We start from the raw sequence: 16,259 nt of genomic DNA, 5'->3' as shown, positions 1-16,259 counted from the left end.
CGCACCGTCGATCGGCGCGCCCGGGATCGCCTCGTCTCAGAGCACGGCGCCGACTTCGACCAGCGGCAGGCTAAACGCCTCCGCCACACCGGGATACACCACCTTGCCCTGCACCACGTTGAGGCCGAGTTGCAACGACCGATCGCGGCGACAGGCCTCCTGCCAGCCAAGCTTGGCAAGTGGAATGGCATAGGGCAGCGTTGCATTGGTCAGCGCCAGGGTCGAGGTCCGCGGCACCCCGCCCGGCATGTTTGCCACGGCGTAGTGCAGCACCCCGTCGACGAAATAGATCGGATCTTCGTGCGTCGTCGGCTTAATCGTTTCGACACACCCGCCCTGGTCGACCGCCACGTCGACGATGACCGCACCCGGCTTCATCGTCTTGAGGTCGTCACGGCGAATCAGTCGCGGCGCCTTGGCGCCCGGGAGCAGCACGGCGCCAACCACGAGATCGGCACGCTGAATCGCGCCGAGGATGTTGTAACGGTTGGAGTACAGGGTCGTGACGTTGGCCGGCAGGACGTCGTCGAGATAGCGCAGCCGATCGAGCGACAGGTCGAGAATGCTGACGTTGGCGCCCATGCCGGCCGCCATCTTCGCCGCATTGATGCCGACCACGCCGCCACCCAGGATGATCACATCGGCCGGCGGCACACCGGGAACGCCGCCCAGCAGCACACCCCGACCGCCGTAGACCTTCTCGAGGTACTTGGCCCCCTCCTGCACCGCCATTCGACCGGCTACCTCGGACATCGGCGTCAGCAGCGGCAGCTCCCCGGTCGGCAGCTGAACGGTTTCGTAGGCAATCGCAATGGCACCCGAGGCAATCACCGCCCGGGTCAGCTCCTCGGACGCCGCGAAGTGAAAGTAGGTGTAGATGACCTGCCCCGCGCGCATCCGGGGCCACTCCACCGCGATCGGCTCCTTCACCTTCATGATCATGTCGGCCTTGGCCCAAACCTCCTCCGCCGTATCGAGGATCTTGGCACCGGCGCCCACATAGTCTTCATCGGTGAAGCCGCTTCCCAGCCCCGCGCCTTTCTCGATGTAGACCGTATTGCCAGCCTCCGTCAGTAGCTCCGCACCAGCCGGGACCAATGCGATCCGATTCTCATTGGTCTTGATCTCCTTCGGTACGCCGATGATCATGCCCGTCTCCACATGTCGCGACAAAGTTGGTTTACGTCCGGAGCGGCCGGAAACTTCAGCCGCCCAACTGCACTACAGTCATCCGCTCGGGTGCCAGGAACTCCCCGGCTACTTGCAGCGCGTCATCCCGGCTAACCGCGTCGATCGTGGCCAGGACTTCGTCCAATCTACGGTACCGGTCGTCGTTGAGCACGAAGCCCGCCAGGCGGTGCATCCGGCTCGACGGGTTCTCCAGCGCCAGCATCAATTGGCCCTGGAGCTGGCGCTTGCCATCGGTCAGTTCCGAATCAGTCAGGTCACCGGCAGACAGCTGCCGAAGTTCCGCAGCAATCGCCTCCCGAGCCCGCTCCGCCGCGGCGGGCTGCGCCGCCACGTAGATACCCAGCAGCCCTGCGGATCGGTAGGCCTGCTGATAGGCGTAGATCGCATACGCCAGCCCCAACTGCTCGCGAACCCGCTGAAACAGCCGACTCGACATCCCGCCGCCCAGCAGGTTGACCAGGATGGCCAGGGCGAATCGCCGCGGATCCCGCGAGGCAAAGGTATCCGTTCCAAGGACCAGATGTGCCTGTGCCGTTTCACGCGGCACCACCGACCGATCGCCGCGGCGGCCAGGGCTCGGCGCAACCGGTGGCGTCCGATCGCCGTCGAGCGAGGTGTCAAACCACCCCTCAGCGGCCAGGTGTTCCAGCAACCGGTCGTGATCGACGTTACCGGCGGCCGCAATGACCGAGTTGCGAGGATGATAGGCGCCACGATGAAAGGCCGTCAGGTCGGCCGCAGTCAGCGCTCCCACCGTCTCCGGGGTGCCGAGTATGGAGTAGCCATAGGGATGCGAAGGCCAGAGCGCCGCCGAAGCCAGGTCGAAGACCAGGTCATCCGGGGTATCCTCGACTCCCTTGATCTCCTCGAGCACGACGTTGCGCTCGAGCTCGAGGTCCTCGGGCCGCAGCAGCGGGCGACGAACGAGATCGCTCAGAACCTCCACCGCGAGCGGCAGGTCCTGGTCGAGAACATGGGCCTGAAAACTGGTGTGATCCCGGCTGGTGTACGCGTCGAGAGCACCGCCGCGTACTTCGAGCGCGTGGGCCAGTTCCTTGGCCGATCGCCGCTCGGTTCCTTTGAAAACCATATGCTCGAGCAGATGGGCAATGCCCATCTGCTCGCGCCGCTCGTGACCACTCGCCGAGCGGAACCAGACCCCTGCCGCCACAGACCGGAGCCCCGGGAGGTGCTCGGTGAGCACCACGAGGCCGTTCGGTGCGGTGGTCTGGTAGAGCCGCTCGTCGAGTTGCTCCCGAGCCACGGTCACTCCTTGGGCAGGAGTGCTTTCCGCGACAGCTTCATACGGCCCCGCTCATCCACCTCGAGGAGCTGGACCCGCACGATGTCGCCTTTCTTGACCACGTCTTCGGTCTTCTCGGTCCGCGCATGCTGCAACTCGCTGATGTGCAGCAGGCCCTCGACGCCGGGCATGATTTCCACGAAGGCGCCGAACGCCGTCGTGCTCTTGACCGGTCCTTCGTAGACTTTGCCGACCTCGGGTTCGGCCACCAGCGCCGAGACCATCTCGCGCGCCTTGTCGCCCGCCTCACCACCGACAGCGGCGATGGTGACCAACCCCGAGTCCTCGATCGAGATCTTGGCCCCGGTGGCGTCCTGGATGCCCCGGATGGTCTTGCCCTTCGGACCGATCACGTCACCGATCTTGTCGGGCTTGATCATCATCGTGAAGATCCGCGGCGCATACTTGGAAAGCTCCGCACGCGGCGCAGCAAGCGCCTTCTTCATCTCGCCCAGGATGTGCAGGCGGCCACGGCGAGCCCGCTCCAGCGCATCGGTCATGATTTCGAGGCTCAGGCCGGCGATCTTGATGTCCATCTGGATCGAGGTAATACCCGCCTCGGTTCCGGCCACCTTGAAGTCCATGTCGCCAAGATGATCCTCGGTGCCGAGAATGTCGGTGAGCACTGCCACCCGCTTACCGTCGGTGATCAACCCCATCGCGACACCTGCGCACGGCGCCTTGATTGGCACGCCCGCATCCATCAGTGCCAGCGAACCGCCGCACACCGTCGCCATCGACGACGATCCGTTGGATTCGAGAATTTCAGACACCACCCGCAGCGTGTACGGGAAGGCATCGAAGCCCGGCAGCACCGCCTGCAACGCCCGCTCGGCCAAGGCGCCGTGTCCGACCTCCCGGCGGCTGGTGCCGCGGATCGGGCGCACTTCACCGGTCGAGTACGGCGGGAAGTTGTAGTGCAGCATGAACGACTTGGTCGACTCGCCGGCCACGTTGATCGAGTCGATCCGCTGCTCGTCATCGGCCGTGCCCAGGGTCACAGCCACCAGCGCCTGGGTTTCCCCGCGAGTAAAGAGGGTGGAACCGTGCACCCGCGGGAGGAGACCAGCCTCGATCGAGATCGGACGAACGGTCTCGAGATCGCGACCGTCGATCCGCTCGCCCTTGTCGAGCACCTGACCGCGCATGACGCGATACTCGATCTCGTCGAGCTCGGCCTCAGCATCCTTGATCTTGTCCGGGAACTCGACCGCAATCGTGGCGGCAGCCGCTTCACGAATCGACCGCACCTGACCGGCCCGACCCGCTTTGTCCTTGTGATTGATCGCCTTGGACATGTCCTTCTCGGCCAGCTCGCGAACGCGCTTGATCAGCGTCGCGTCCGGCTCGGAGCGGGTCCATGACATCTTGGGCTTGCCCGCCTTGGCCACCATCGTCTCGATGTGCCCCCGCAGCTCACGGATGCCCTTCTGGGCGACCTTGAGCGCTTCGATCACATCCGCCTCGGACACTTCGGCCGAACCGCCCTCGACCATGCCGATCGAGTCGCCGTTGCCGCTGACGGTCACGTCGAGATCGGAGAACTCGAGCTGGTGGAAGGTCGGGTTCAGAATCCACTTGCCTTCGACCCGGCCGACCCGCACCGTCGCGATCGGTCCGTTGAACGGAATCGGCGAGACGGCCAGCGCCGCCGACGCGGCCAGCGCACCAAGCACGTCCGCTCCGTGTTCCTGGTCGGCCGAGACGACCGTCACGAAGACCTGGACTTCGTTCTTGAAGCCCTCCGGAAAGAGCGGACGTATCGAGCGATCGATGATCCGCGCCGCCAGAATTTCGTCGTCGCTCGGACGGCCCTCACGCTTAAGGAAACCGCCCGGGATCTTGCCAGCCGCGTAGGTCTTTTCGCGATACTCGACCGTCAGCGGGAAAAACGGCAGCGACGACTCGCGGCTGCTCACGGTGACGGACGCCAGCACCACGGTTTCTCCGAACTGCGCCAGCACGGAGCCCGCAGCCTGCTTGGCCAATCGGCCGGTTTCGAGCAGCAGCGGCCGCCCGGCAAAAGTCGTTTCGATACGATGCACAGGATTTACCCTCAACGGTGAACTGGCGGTCGGCGACACACCAGGCAGCCCCAAAGCACCGAGGGCGTCCCGTCATATCCTGGGACGCCCGCGTCTGGAGCCGATGTTTTAGTGACGGAGACCGAGGTCCTGAATCAGCGCTCGGTACGTCTGAAGATCGGTGCTGCGGAGATAGGAAAGGAGCCGCCGCCGCTGACCGACCATCTTCAGCAACCCACGCCGACCATGATGGTCTTTCGGGTGAGTGCGGAAGTGATCCGTGAGGGAGTTGATACGCTCGGTGAGCATGGCGACCTGAACCCGGGCCGATCCCGTGTCCTCGCCGTGCTGGCGATACTTCACCATGACGCCCGCTTTGTCGTACCCCATTTTTCCGTGTCCTCGTTGCTTCGATGCTCAAAAAGTTCGTAAGTGGTTGTAGCCTTTCAATATAGATGCCTGGAACCCGGCAAGCAAGACGCCCCCAGCCTCGGCCGACGGGCGAGGTCGGGGGGGGGAAATCCGAGCCAGAGGCGCCGGCCGAATCCCCCTGGACCCCGCCCCCAAGCCCCCCTAGCGGCGGGCGCGCCAGGCGGCCAGGACTTCCCGCTCTCGCTCGGCCGAGATACCCGCCCGAAGCTGCGCCTGCCGTTCGGGCGTCTGCGCGTGGTAGTAATCGAGCGTATCCCTGGTCGTCACCGCCAGCGACCGGAAGGTCAACCCCAGCGCCACCTCACGGGAGATATCGAAGCGGGCAAACCCCTCTTTCCCGTCCCGCGCCGGCTGCCAGACCGGCATCTCCTGGTAGGGCCGAACCTTGTTGGCCAGCAGAAAGTCGGTATCGACCCAGGTAAATGTTGCGTTGGACGTCGTGACGGCCTTGATCCCATGGAGCAGCTCAGCGAAGGACCTCGGCGTCTGTGGCCCCAGAGCGTTGTACGTCCCTGTGGTGCCCATCTCGACCAGCCGAATGACCCACTCCCCCAGGTCCCGGGCATCGATGAACTGCACCGGATCGGTTCCATCGCCTGGCGAGAGCACCTCCCCGCCCCGTTCGATTCGCAGGGGCCAGTAGGTGAACCGATCGGTGGTGTCCCCGGGCCCGACCACGAGCGAGGGCCGCACCACCAGCAGCCGGCTGCCGAACCGATCTCGCAACGTCTGCTCGGAGATCGCCTTGGCAAGTCCGTACGGCAGGGGCTGCCCGGCGGGCACCGGCGTGTTCTCCCGAGAGAAGAGTGGCGCATCCACCGTCATCGGGACTCGGCTCGTGTCGTAGTAGACGGATCGGGTCGAAATGAAGACGTATCGTTTGACCGAGTTCTCCAGCACGCGCCCGGAGAGCGCCACCCAGTCCGGGTTGGTCGCGGAAATGTCGATCACAACATCCCACTTACGCCCTTCCAGCGACTTGAGGTCACTGTTCCGGTCACCGGTCAGCTTTTCGACATTGGGAAACAGGCCCGGATTGGTTTTGCCCCGGTTGAACAGCGTAATCGAATGCCCGCGATCGAGGGCGTACTGTACCTGGTAGGGTCCAATGAAGTTGGTGCCGCCGAGAATCAGGATGTTGAGCTTTTCCGAGCGGAAACGCGGCACCCAGATGTGAAACGGCGCCAGGGCGAGAGCCCCGGTCGCGGCCGAGGCCCGGCGAACGAACTGACGACGTGACGAGGTCATAAGAATCCGAAGTGGGGATGAGGAGGGAAACTTGCGCCGTCGATCCGAGGGCGTCAACGCTCCTTCGCGCCTCTCAGGCCGAGCGAGACCCTGGCACCGGCGACAGCGTGAGCGAGATCAACGCCGCCAGCAGCGCGGTCCAGACGAGCAGGCCAAGCGCGGCGGCCACGCCATGCTGATCGGCCATCCGACCGAGGAACGGTGCGGCAAGTCCGCCGACCGTCACGGCCAGTCCGAGCGTGACGCCGGACGCCGTGCCGACGTGGCGTGGCAAGTATTGCTGACCGAGCACCACCATCACGCTGAAGGGCGCCGAAAGCGCCAGAGCGAGGGGAACGAGCAGACCAAGCGCGACGAGACGATCGTCGGCCTGCAGGAAGAGCCAGAGCAGCGGCCCGAGCGCGCAGGAGCACGCCACCACCACAGCGCGCGCACCGAACCGATCGGCCGCGCGGCCCCCGAGCAACGTGCCTGCAACACCGACGACGAGGAGGACGGTCAGGGCCACCCCGCCCGCAGCAAGCGTGAGGTTGAAGCGGGTGGCCCAGTAGATGGGCAGAAAGGTGTTGAGCCCGAAGAACACGATCGAACGCATCCCGACCGCGCCGGTCAGCCGAGCAAACGCGCCCCACGCATCCGGAACCCGTGCCCCGCCACCTGGGCCGGTATGGGTCCGACCGACAGGAACGACCTGCCACTGGACCGCATTCCGGGCCAGATACGCCATCATGACGAGGGCCGGAATGATCAGGACCCCCACCGCGCGAATCCCGTAGCTCGAGGCCAGGGGGACGACGGCAAGCGGCGCCAGGGCAAAGCCGGCGTTGCCGCCCAAGGCAAACAGGCTCATCCCCGCCCCGCGCCGGCGCCCCGATGCCTGCGCGGTGGCCCGCGACGCCTCCGGATGGAATGCCGCAATCCCGACGCCGGTAACTCCGCAGAACGCCAGCACGAGGGGAAACGAGTCGACCAGCACCGCCAGCGATACCCCGATCCCCGCCAGGCCCATCCCGCCCCAGACGAGCCACGGCGCCCGTCGGCGATCGGCCCAGTAGCCGAACAGCGGCTGCAGCAGGGAGGACAGCAGGTTCGAGACCAGTACCGCAACCGCCGCCGCCTGATAACTCAACGAATGCGCGACCACAAAGAAGGGGACCAGGGCGGGCACGGCAGCCTGGTAGAAATCGTCGACGCCATGCGCAGCCGCAAGGTACGTAATGGCACGCCGATCATACCCGCCGGCACCGTCAGCGGCGGGCGCCGGCAGTTCGCCGGACCCCGCCGTGACCGGCACCGAAACGCTCATTTGAAGATCTCGAAATTCCCGAGCAGCCACCACAGCAGCAGAAAAATGAGCACGGTGCTGAGACACCCGCCGCCGAGCTTCTTGGCGCCCCAACCGGCCGCGAGTCCACGCAGCAGTTTGCTCATATGATCCTCCTGAAAAAATGACCGGCGTGACGCATCAAATGCCGAGCAATCGGCGGATGTCGTTCGAAAAAGCCAGTACCATCAGCATCACCAGGGCAATGAAGCCAGCCATGGTGAGCCCCTCGCGCACCCGCCCCGTGATCGGGCGCCGAGTCACCGCTTCCGCCAGAAGGAAGAGGAACTGGCCACCGTCGAGCAACGGGATCGGCAGCAGGTTGAGGACCGCCAGGTTGACCGAGATGGCCGCCATGAACAGCAGAAAGTCCTCTGCACCACGCCGGGCGCTTTCACCCGCGGCCATGCCGATGGCAATCGGCCCGCCGACCTCACGAGTGGAGACCCGACCCGAGAACATCCCGCGCACCGTGTTGACGATCTGGGTCGCGATGAACCAGGTCCATTCGCCGCCTTCGACAATCGCAGTGCCAAGGCCGACCTGCTCCCGGAGTTCCGGACTGAGCGGCCCGAAGATCCCGATCCGGCCGACCGTCCTGCTGCCGCTCGAATCGCGCACCTCCTCGGCTGCCGGGGTGACCTGGATGACGGTGCGACCGGTCGAGCGACCGACCAGCAGCTCGACTGACTGATCAGCCTTGCTCTCGATCTGGCTCACCATCTCGCGCCATTCGCCGACGGCGACCCCGTCGAACCTGACGATCGTGTCGCCCCGGGCCAAGCCGGCTTTCGCACCGGGGCGCTGAGGCACCACATCCGACACCACCGGGGGCAACAGGGGCCGCATCGTGCTGAGCGCCGTCCGCCGGTCGTCGAGCGAGCCCGAGATAATCACCGGGCTCCGCTCCGCAAGATCGATCCTGACCGTATCGCCGGTTCCGAGCCACTCCCTCTGCATCGCTTCCCACGTCGACACCGCAACCCCATTGATTGCGACGACGCGGTCACCGCGCCCGAGCAGCTCCAAATCTCTGGCCCCAGTCGGCAGCCGGGTAGAATCGACCCCTGCAATGGTGGTGACGGGCAAGGTCGGGCGTCCGCGCACATAGATCAGCCCCGACAGAACGATCCAGGCAAAGAGCGCGTTCATCGCAACGCCCGCCAGAATCACCACCATCCGAACCCAGACCGGCTTGGCTTCGAAGCGGCGCTCGGCAGGCACCTCGGCCTGCGCTGCCCCGCCCTCGAGGACCGCATCGGTTTCTTCCATGTCCGTCGCCATCTTGACATACCCGCCAAGCGGCAGCCAGGACACGGAGTATTCCGTCTCGTTTCGCTTGAAGGAGAGCCAGCGAATCGGCGCGCCAAGTCCGAGGGAGAAACGGTGGACGTGGATGCCGGCCCACTTGGCGGCCAGGAAATGCCCCAGCTCGTGGATGAACACGAGCACGCCGATGACAACCAGCGTCGAGATGATCGTTAAGCCCACACCAACCCCAGGTTCAGCCGACGATCCCGAGCGGGTACCCGCGGGAGGCCGGAGATCCAACCAACCCGGCCGAGCGCCGGGCTGGACTGTTCCGTGGCGGAACAAGTGCGGCAGGAAGGGTAACCCGACCGCCAGCCATTCCGAAATGGCCGGCTACCGATGCGGTGACCCGCCTCAGGAGGGCATCGCCACGAGATCAGGACGCAGCGTCGTGGCGCCCCGGAGATAGACCGGGTGCCATTGGGGCCGGGGCGCGGCAGGCTCGACATGCAGCAGCACCCGAATCACCCGGCGCAGCCCGCCCGGAACCGGAATTTCGGTCGTGCAGAGCAGCGGGACCTCGACCCAGCCCAGCTCCCGCGCCCCTGACGCAGGATACTCGCTGACCAAGTCTGTGGTCACGCTGAAGATGGCACTCACGATCTCGTCCTGGTCGAGACCGTTTCGCGCCACCAGCTCCGCGAGCAGCTCGCGCGTCGCGGCCCGCACCAGATCCGCGCGGTCTGCATCGACGGTGGTAGCGCCTCGAAGGGCCCACATCCGGCGGCGGCTCATGCACGCCTCCGAATCAGCACGAACCGCGTTGCGTTGCCGGGAAGGTCATGGACATCTGTCGCAAGGAGGGCCAGCCCGTAGCGGGTTGCGGCCGCGATGCCTGCGATGGCTGCAAACGAGGGCTCTCCTCGACCCGCCACGTCCCGAGCTGCACCCGCGCTGTCATAGTAGTCGTCCACGATCCAGCCGGGGTACCGCGCCAGGAAGCGGCGACACTGCGCCAACGCCACCGGGTGCGAGGCAACCTGCGTCAGGGTGTGCAGACTCGCCGTACTGAGCCCTATCAGGTGCAGCCGCACCGGAACCAGGCACTCCCCGTCGATCTCGACGGCCGTTCCGCTCGCCAGCGCAGCGAGGCTGTCGACCACGGGTCCTACCGTTCGGTTCTCAACCGGCAGCACGCCCGCATTGACCCGTCCGGCCTCGACCGCCTCGACCACGGCCCGGAACGACCGGGTCGGCACGACCTGACATCTCCCCCCGCTCAACGACTCGGCGGCAAGCTCAGAAAAGGCGCCGAGCTCGCCCTGAATGGCAATGCGCATCATGCGACCGCCTCGATCGGCAGCGGCGCGGCGGCCGCGGTGCGTCCGACCGCCGCCGCCACGCGTTCGACCTGCGCCATCAGCTCGGCAAATGCGGCAAACGTAAGGGCTTGCTCCGCATCGGACTGCGCCGAGGCGGGTTCGGGATGTACCTCGACGATCAACCCGTCCGCGCCCGCTGCGATCGCGGCGCGGGCCAGCGGGGCCACCAGCGAGGCCCGCCCGCCCGCGTGACTCGGATCGACGATGACCGGAAGATGGCTCTCGGCCTTGAGCACAGGGACCGCGGTGACGTCGAGGGTAAAGCGGGAGGTCGTTTCGAAGGTCCGAATGCCACGTTCGCAAAGCACGACCGCCTCATTGCCGGCCACTCGGATGTGTTCCGCAGCGAGCAGAAACTCCTTGAGGGTCGCCGCGAGGCCGCGTTTGAGCAGAACGGGCCGTCCGCTCCGACCGACCTCCGCCAACAGGGCGTAGTTCTGCATGTTGCGGGCGCCGACCTGCAGCATATCCGCCACCTGGGCAACCCGTTCGACGTGCCGTGGGTCGGTCACCTCCGTCACCACCGGAAGGCCCGCACGCACACCGGCCTGCGCCAGCAGGTCGAGAGCAGGATCGCCCAGCCCCTGGAAGGTGTGCGGCGAGGTGCGTGGCTTGAAGGCGCCGCCACGAAGCATCCGGGCACCCGATGCTGCCACTGCCAGGGCGGTATCGAGGACCATGGCGGCGCCCTCGACGGAGCAGGGACCGCCGACCACGACAAGATCGACGCCGCCAAAACAGCACCGATCCCCCACGAAGACGGGCGTGGTAGCTGGCTGGGCAGAAAAGGCGGTCATAGAATCCTCGGGTCTGGGGCAAACAAAAAGGCCCCCGCGATGTGCGGGGGCCGTGGCTCGCTTGCGTCGGGCGCTACTGTCAGCCTGATCTACGCATGCGAGCCACTCCCCCGCTGGCAAAATACGCCGCGTAGGTAAAGTAGGTCGCAAACGAATAGAATCGGGTCGAGCGCATGGATTGAATTTGGGAAGTCGTTAGGGTTTGCGCAAGCCCACCACGCCCCGAGAGGTAGCGTCCCGACACTACGCGCCCTGCCCAGGTCTCTAGGGCCGTGACGGCACGCCCTCGACAGCAGCCCGCGCTTCGGTACGAGCCCAGCCATCGGCAGTCCGAATGGCTGCCAGATCGTCCGCCGGCTCGGGACGATGAGCGGCCAGCACGCGCTCGACCACTTCGGCAATCCGACCGAACCCGATTTCTTCTGCCAGAAAAGCGGCCACCGCCACCTCATTGGCCGCGTTGAACACCGCGGGCGCCGTTCCCCCCGTTCGGCCGGCAGCAACACCGAGCGCGAACGCGCGGAAGACCTCATGGCGGACCGGCTCGAAGGTCAGCGGACCCGCGGTAACCGGATCGAAGCGGCGTATCCCCATATCGGGCAAACGCTCCGGATAGGTCAGCGCGTACAGGATGGGGAGTTCCATCGACGGGTAGCCCAGCTGGCTCAGCACACTGCCATCGACAAATTCGACGAACGCATGTACCACGCTCTGCGGGTGGACCACCACCTCGATCGCATCATAGGGCAGGCCGAAGAGCACGTGCGCTTCGATGACCTCGAGGGCCTTGTTGGCCAACGTGGCGCTGTCGACGGTGATCTTACTGCCCATCCGCCAGGTGGGATGCTGCAACGCCTCGGCAACCGTGGCTGCCGCCACCCGTTCAGCGGGCCAGTCACGGAACGGTCCGCCCGATGCCGTCAGGATGAGGCGACTCGGCCGCGGCCCGTCGGTGGTGATGCATTGGAGGACGGCACTGTGCTCCGAATCGACCGGGATGAGTTCCCCGCCCCCCCGACGACGGGCTCGATCGACCAGCGCCGCCGCCGCGACCAGCGACTCCTTGTTGGCCAGCGCGACCCGCTTGCCAGCCTCGAGCGCAGCGAGCGTAGCTTCGAGCCCGGCAAAACCGACCACCGCATTGACGACGATATCGACATCGGGATGCGTTGCCGCCTCTACCAGACAGGCCGTCCCGTTGGGCCGGTTGCCGCCCGCGGCGCCGTTGGCCAAGCCGGCAAACGCCGGCTGCCACTCCGCCACCTGCGCATCGAGCGCCGCGGCATTGGTGCCGGCGGCAAGCGCCACCAGGCGGAACCGGTCGCGGTGCCGACGCAGCACATCGAGCGTGGAACAACCGATCGACCCGGTCGATCCCAGGACGGCAACCCCACGCATGGCTGGTATCAGATCACGCCAAAGAAGCTGTAGAGCATCGCGGCAATCGGCACTACGAAGTAGAGCGCATCGAATCGATCGAGCACCCCGCCATGGCCGGGAATCAGGCCGCTGGAGTCCTTGACGCCGGCCTCGCGCTTGAAGAGCGACTCTGTCAAGTCGCCGATCTGCGCGGCGACCGACAGGATCACCCCGAACGCAACCGCTTCGAGGTCACTGATGGTGTAGCCCAACGGCGTCATCACCAGCCGGTTGAACAGCACGGCCGTGACCAGACCCGCGATCAGTCCGGCGACCGACCCCGCCCGGGTCTTGCCCGGACTGACCACCGGCGCGAGCTTGGCCCCGCCGATGGCCTTGCCCGCGTACATCGCGGCCGTGTCACAGATCCAGGTCACCGCCAGCGGGAAGAACACCGCCGCGGTGGCTTCCCAGCTCCGACCGAGGCCAGTGGCATAGCGGATCCCCAGCAGGAAACTCGGCAGCACGGCGCAGTACAGGGGCACCAGCAGCGTCACGCTCGCCACGCCGAGTGGACGCTCGTCCGGAGCGCGCCGGATCAGAGTCGCCGTCAGGATCCAGATGACCGTCCCGGCCAGGGTGAACCAAACGGACGGCATCAGCGAGCTTACCGCGAACCCGCCCCAGGCAATCGGCTGACCGCCATAGGTCAGCCAGACCCCGATCGGAATGGCAACCGAGAAGACCATGGCGTGCTTGTCGAGCGGCGCCAGGCCCTGATGCCGCGCCAGGGACACCATCTCCTTCGCACCAAGCGCTGCGATGACGGCCACGAGCACCGCGAGCGGCCAGCCGCCCCAGTAGACGACCCCGATGGCGATAGGAATGGCAACGACTGCAAAGAGAATGCGCTGCAGATTATTCGACATGGCCAACCGTCCTCAGGCTCCCACCCGCCCGAAACGCCGTTCGCGGCGCTGATAGTCCAACAACGCCTCGTAGAAATCGGACGGGGCGAAGTCGGGCCAGAGCACCGGGGTCACATACAACTCCGCGTAGGCAAGTTGCCAGAGCAGAAAATTCGAGATCCGGAACTCACCCGACGTTCGAATCAGCAGATCCGGGTCGCCCCACGGCGCGGTATAGAGGCGCTCCGCAATGTCGGCCTCGCCGATCGCATCCGGATCGAGCCGCCCCGCCACGGCGTCCTTCGCCAGTTGCTGAGCAACCGAGACAAGCTCCGCCCGCGCGCTGTATGAAATGCAGATATTGAGCGCCAGGACCGTCCCGGCTACCGTGGCCCCCTCCACGAAGTCGACCGCCCGACGCGCGGCCGGCGAGAGGCGGGTCAGATCGCCCAGCATCCGGACCCGGACGCCCTGAGCCGACAGTTCGGTCGACTGGGTCGCGACATACTCCTGCAGCAGCGCCATCAGCGCGTCGATCTCCTCAGGAGGACGCTGCCAGTTCTCCTGGCTGAAGGCAAAGACCGTCAGGGTGCGGACCCCGGCTGCGATGCTGGCTTCGACGATCCGTCGGACCGTGGCCATGCCCGCCTGATGGCCGGCGGTCCGCGGCAACTTGCGCTGCGCAGCCCACCGACCGTTCCCGTCCATGATGACCGCGACATGACCGGGCACCCGGCCATCGCGCTGCACGCGCGCCAGCACCTGCCCCGGATCGGAGGTCAAACCTCCATGATCTCCACTTCTTTGCCCTGCACCAGCTGATCGACCTGCTTGACATGCTCGTCGGTCAGCTTCTGGATTTCCTTCTCGGCGCGAGTCTTGTCGTCTTCGGAGACGTGCTCGACCTTCTTGACCTTCTGCAGCGCATCGGTTCTGGCATGGCGAATGGCAATCCGCCCTTCCTCGGCCAGCTTGTGGATCACCTTGATCAGATCCTTGCGCCGTTCCTGTGAGAGCGGCGGAATCGGAATCCGGATCAGGTTGCCCTGGGTCGAAGGATTGAGCCCCAGGTCGGACTCCCGAATGGCCTTCTCGATCGGGATGATCAGCGATTTGTCGAACGCCTGAACCGTCAGCAAACGCGGCTCGGGCGCCGACACCATCCCGACCTGATTGATCGGCACGTGACTGCCGTAGGCGTCGACTCGCAGCACGTCGAGCAGATGGGTGCTTGCCTTGCCCGTGCGAATCGAGCTGAACTCGCGCTTGGTATTCTCGACGGCTTTGTGCATGCCGTCCCGAGCGTGCTTCTGGATCTCCGGAATCTGGCTCATCGTACGATCGTCCCCACGCGTTCCCCGGACAGCACTCTGGCGATAGCCCCGGGTTTGTTCATGTTGAACACCACGATCGGCAATTTATTGTCCTTACAGAGCGCAAACGCATTGGCATCCATCACGGCATACCCTTTCACGATCGCCTCCTGGTAGGATAACTCCGGAATGAAGGTCGCGTTGGGATCCTTCTTGGGGTCGCCAGTGTAGATCCCATCGACGCTGGTGGCCTTGAGGATAACCTCGGCACCGATTTCCAGGGCGCGCAGCACCGCGGCCGTATCGGTGGAAAAGAAGGGATTCCCGGTCCCGCCGGCAAAGATGACCATCCGCCCCTTCTCGAGGTGGCGAACCGCCCGACGACGAATATACGGCTCCGCCAGCGACTCCATCCGAATCGCCGTCATGACCCGGGTCTGCACTTCCATCTTTTCGAGGATGTCCTGCAGAGCCAGGGCATTGATGACCGTGGCCAGCATGCCCATGTAATCGGCATTGACGCGGTCGAGCCCTTCTTTACTGGCGTGGGTGCCTCGCACAATGTTGCCGCCCCCGACCACCAGGCCGAGGTGGATTCCCTGGGCGTGAACACCCTTGAGCTGCCCGGCGAGTCCCTCGACGATACCATAGTCGAGACCGGACCGCTCTCCGGCGAGGGCTTCGCCGGAGAGCTTGAGCAGGGCTCGGCGATACGCCAAGCCCATCAGGCCTCACCCACCTTGAAGCGGGCAAAGCGACGCACCGTCACGGGCGCTCCGGCAGCCTTGGACGCCGCAGCGATCAGATCGCCGACGGTCTGAGTCTCGTCCTTGACGAAGGGCTGGCCCACCAGGGTTCGCTCGGCCACGAACTTGCGCACCTTGCCATCGACGATCTTGGCTCGGATGTTTTCCGGCTTGCCCTCGGCCGCGACCTGCTCCTCGGCAATCCGGCGCTCCCGGTCGACCAGGTCGGCAGGGATGTCCGCTTCCGTCACGCCGATCGGATCGGCCGACGCAATGTGGAGCGCCACATCCTTTGCCAGGGTCAGCAGGGCCTCACCCGCCGGACCCACGACGTCCACCAGGACGCCCACCTGCCCGTTGTGATGGAGATACGCAGCCACCACACCGTCGGGCTGCACGAACCGGGCGTAGCGATTGAGGGTCATGGCCTCACCCGTCTTGCCTGACACTTCCTTGATGGCCTCGCCCAGCGCCTTGCCGCGGAACTGCTGTTCGTCGATCGCGCCGGCCTTGATGCCCTCGGGCGCGTTGGCCGCGACGTGCACAGCAAGGTCGTTTGCCAGCGACTGGAAGTCATCGGTCTTGGCCACGAAGTCCGTTTCGCAGTTGAGCTCGATGATTCCCCCCGACCGACCATCCTCAGCCAGGCGAATCACCACCAGGCCCTGGCCGGCACTGCGTCCAGCCCGTTTCTCGGCCTTGGCAACGCCCCGCTTGCGGAGCGACTCGGCCGCCTTCTCCATGTCGCCGCCGGTCTCTTCGAGCGCCGCCTTGCAGTCGCCGATACCGGCGCCGGTTCGGGCTCTGAGCTCGCTGATTTCTTTCGGTGTTGGCTTGTAACTCATGTCTATCAACCAGGTTTACGTAGAAAAGAATGACTCACGCTTGAAAATGGCGCACCTGACGCGGTCCGATACGACGCCGCCGCGAACGACCCTCGGGGGCCATTGCGCGGCGGCAAACGGATCAGAGGCGCTTGGT

General features: G+C 65.6%; 16 protein-coding genes. All 16 read right to left on the bottom strand.

Going from position 1 to position 16,259, the window contains the following annotated elements:
- Positions 1–36: 36 nt before the first annotated feature.
- Positions 37–1,149, bottom strand: coding sequence for an alanine dehydrogenase (gene ald / locus KF785_02240; protein ID MBX3145564.1), 1,113 nt, complete (start codon positions 1,147–1,149; stop codon positions 37–39).
- 55 nt (positions 1,150–1,204) lie between these two features.
- Positions 1,205–2,455, bottom strand: a complete 1,251-nt coding sequence (locus KF785_02235; GenBank protein ID MBX3145563.1) for an insulinase family protein — start codon at positions 2,453–2,455, stop codon at positions 1,205–1,207.
- Between the two features lie 2 nt (positions 2,456–2,457).
- The gene (locus tag KF785_02230) at positions 2,458–4,539 is read right to left on the bottom strand and encodes a polyribonucleotide nucleotidyltransferase (protein MBX3145562.1); all 2,082 of its coding nucleotides are present in this window, start codon (positions 4,537–4,539) and stop codon (positions 2,458–2,460) included.
- Positions 4,540–4,647: 108 nt separating this feature from the next.
- Positions 4,648–4,908, bottom strand: coding sequence for a 30S ribosomal protein S15 (gene rpsO, locus KF785_02225; GenBank protein MBX3145561.1), 261 nt, complete (start codon positions 4,906–4,908; stop codon positions 4,648–4,650).
- Between the two features lie 183 nt (positions 4,909–5,091).
- Positions 5,092–6,198: an NAD-dependent epimerase/dehydratase family protein gene (locus tag KF785_02220; GenBank protein MBX3145560.1), complete on the bottom strand. Its 1,107-nt coding sequence runs from the start codon at positions 6,196–6,198 to the stop codon at positions 5,092–5,094.
- 73 nt (positions 6,199–6,271) lie between these two features.
- Entirely contained in the window at positions 6,272–7,504 is a 1,233-nt protein-coding gene (locus KF785_02215) for an MFS transporter (protein MBX3145559.1), read from the bottom strand.
- A gap of 159 nt (positions 7,505–7,663) precedes the next feature.
- Positions 7,664–9,013, bottom strand: coding sequence for an RIP metalloprotease RseP (rseP, locus tag KF785_02210; protein ID MBX3145558.1), 1,350 nt, complete (start codon positions 9,011–9,013; stop codon positions 7,664–7,666).
- Between the two features lie 174 nt (positions 9,014–9,187).
- Positions 9,188–9,568 carry a chorismate mutase gene (gene aroH / locus KF785_02205; GenBank protein MBX3145557.1) on the bottom strand — a complete coding sequence of 127 codons (381 nt, stop codon included), beginning with the start codon at positions 9,566–9,568 and terminating at the stop codon, positions 9,188–9,190.
- Positions 9,565–10,116, bottom strand: coding sequence for a hypothetical protein (locus tag KF785_02200; GenBank protein ID MBX3145556.1), 552 nt, complete (start codon positions 10,114–10,116; stop codon positions 9,565–9,567). The genes aroH and KF785_02200 overlap by 4 nt, the downstream gene beginning before the upstream one ends.
- Positions 10,113–10,952, bottom strand: a complete 840-nt coding sequence (aroF, locus tag KF785_02195; protein MBX3145555.1) for a 3-deoxy-7-phosphoheptulonate synthase — start codon at positions 10,950–10,952, stop codon at positions 10,113–10,115. Before aroF ends, KF785_02200 begins: the two co-directional genes overlap by 4 nt.
- A 264-nt stretch (positions 10,953–11,216) precedes the next feature.
- Positions 11,217–12,350, bottom strand: coding sequence for a 1-deoxy-D-xylulose-5-phosphate reductoisomerase (gene dxr, locus KF785_02190; GenBank protein MBX3145554.1), 1,134 nt, complete (start codon positions 12,348–12,350; stop codon positions 11,217–11,219).
- A gap of 8 nt (positions 12,351–12,358) precedes the next feature.
- Positions 12,359–13,240: a phosphatidate cytidylyltransferase gene (locus KF785_02185; GenBank protein ID MBX3145553.1), complete on the bottom strand. Its 882-nt coding sequence runs from the start codon at positions 13,238–13,240 to the stop codon at positions 12,359–12,361.
- 12 nt (positions 13,241–13,252) lie between these two features.
- Entirely contained in the window at positions 13,253–13,927 is a 675-nt protein-coding gene (gene uppS, locus KF785_02180) for a di-trans,poly-cis-decaprenylcistransferase (GenBank protein ID MBX3145552.1), read from the bottom strand.
- A gap of 71 nt (positions 13,928–13,998) precedes the next feature.
- Positions 13,999–14,553 (bottom strand): ribosome recycling factor, encoded by a 555-nt coding sequence (gene frr, locus KF785_02175; protein MBX3145551.1) that lies wholly within the window; start codon positions 14,551–14,553, stop codon positions 13,999–14,001.
- Positions 14,550–15,257, bottom strand: a complete 708-nt coding sequence (gene pyrH / locus KF785_02170) for a UMP kinase (protein MBX3145550.1) — start codon at positions 15,255–15,257, stop codon at positions 14,550–14,552. Before pyrH ends, frr begins: the two co-directional genes overlap by 4 nt.
- Positions 15,257–16,123 (bottom strand): translation elongation factor Ts, encoded by an 867-nt coding sequence (tsf, locus tag KF785_02165; GenBank protein MBX3145549.1) that lies wholly within the window; start codon positions 16,121–16,123, stop codon positions 15,257–15,259. Before tsf ends, pyrH begins: the two co-directional genes overlap by 1 nt.
- Between the last annotated feature and the right edge of the window lie 136 nt (positions 16,124–16,259).

It is taken from the genome of Gemmatimonadales bacterium, from assembly GCA_019637315.1.
GTDB lineage: Bacteria > Gemmatimonadota > Gemmatimonadetes > Gemmatimonadales > GWC2-71-9 > SHZU01.
This window is presented reverse-complemented; position numbering and strand designations above follow the sequence as displayed.